Genomic DNA, 1,096 nt, shown 5'->3' on the forward strand with positions numbered 1-1,096 from the left:
CTTGCTCAAACAACACTTCATGCCTTGAGCCTTCGATGACTTTAAATTGGCAATCCGAGTTGGTTTTCTTCAGTTTATTGATGAATTTTACCTGAGCGTCGTTACTCACAATCTTCTCTTCACCTGCTTGAATCAGCAATAGAGGGATCTTGATTTGACGAGTTTGTTGGATTGACTGCTTGGCTGCCATTAATCCTTGCCATACCCAGCGAGTGCTAGCACCACCGACTTGCAGTGAAGGGTTCTCTTCGTAAAGTCGACGGAACCACTGATAACGAACCTTGCTTTGACTCAGGAGGTTATTCTCAAAAGGTTTCGAGTAATAGGCTTGCTGACCTGGCGCGTAAACCGGTTTGGCGTGATATGCAGTAAGCACTTGCCCAACAATCATTGCGATAGGCTTCAAGTACCACTCGGTGTTGATACCAAACATTGGAGCGCACAAGGTGACCTTATCAAATGGGTGATCTGGATGGGTTTGTAGATAGCGTGTCGCGATAGTGCTACCCATTGAATGGGCTAACAGGTATAGCTTTGCATACTTGCTGAGGTCAAAACTGGCAATCATGTCAGACATGTCTGATGTATAATCATCGAACTCATGAATGTGACCAATGTCAGAGTCTGCTACCATACGCTCCGACTGGCCTTGACCTTGATGGTCAAATGAATAAACGTCATAGCCTTGTTGATAAAAATCATAAAAGATTTCTTGGTATTTTTGGCAGCATTCGATACGGCCATTTGAAATCACAATAGCTTTGCTGTGCTTTTCTGAGGTGAGGCTGCACCAGTACAGTTTCTTTTTACCAGACGATGTTAAATACCCCTCTTTTCTTTGTTGCCAAAGAACGTTGATCGGGTGTTTAATCGCATGATCGAACTGAGGTTCTTGAGTGTAAGGGAAGGCGGCTTCGCTGTGGTTTTCCATGGGAAATTACCTGAACTGATGCGTGTGAGAGCTTTATTGCTACTAATGTTGTTAGATTAAAGAACTAGTAAGGAAATGCAAATGGATACTCATGTTTGGCTTGCTTATGTTGTCACGGCGATTTTATTTAGCTTGGCTCCGGGCTCGGGTACCGTAAATTCAATC

1 protein-coding gene and 1 pseudogene are annotated in these 1,096 nt (G+C 43.7%); one reads left to right on the forward strand and one right to left on the reverse strand.

Going from position 1 to position 1,096, the window contains the following annotated elements:
• Positions 1-931: alpha/beta fold hydrolase (locus A3712_RS19435; RefSeq protein WP_063524717.1), on the reverse strand; the 931-nt coding region annotated here is incomplete at its 3' end.
• 81 nt (positions 932-1,012) lie between these two features.
• On the opposite strand from A3712_RS19435, the pseudogene rhtB reads away from it, so the two are divergent.
• Positions 1,013-1,096: pseudogene (rhtB, locus tag A3712_RS26940) on the forward strand (homoserine/homoserine lactone efflux protein); the annotation flags it as partial.

It is taken from the genome of Vibrio sp. HI00D65 (assembly GCF_001635455.1).
Taxonomy (GTDB): domain Bacteria; phylum Pseudomonadota; class Gammaproteobacteria; order Enterobacterales; family Vibrionaceae; genus Vibrio.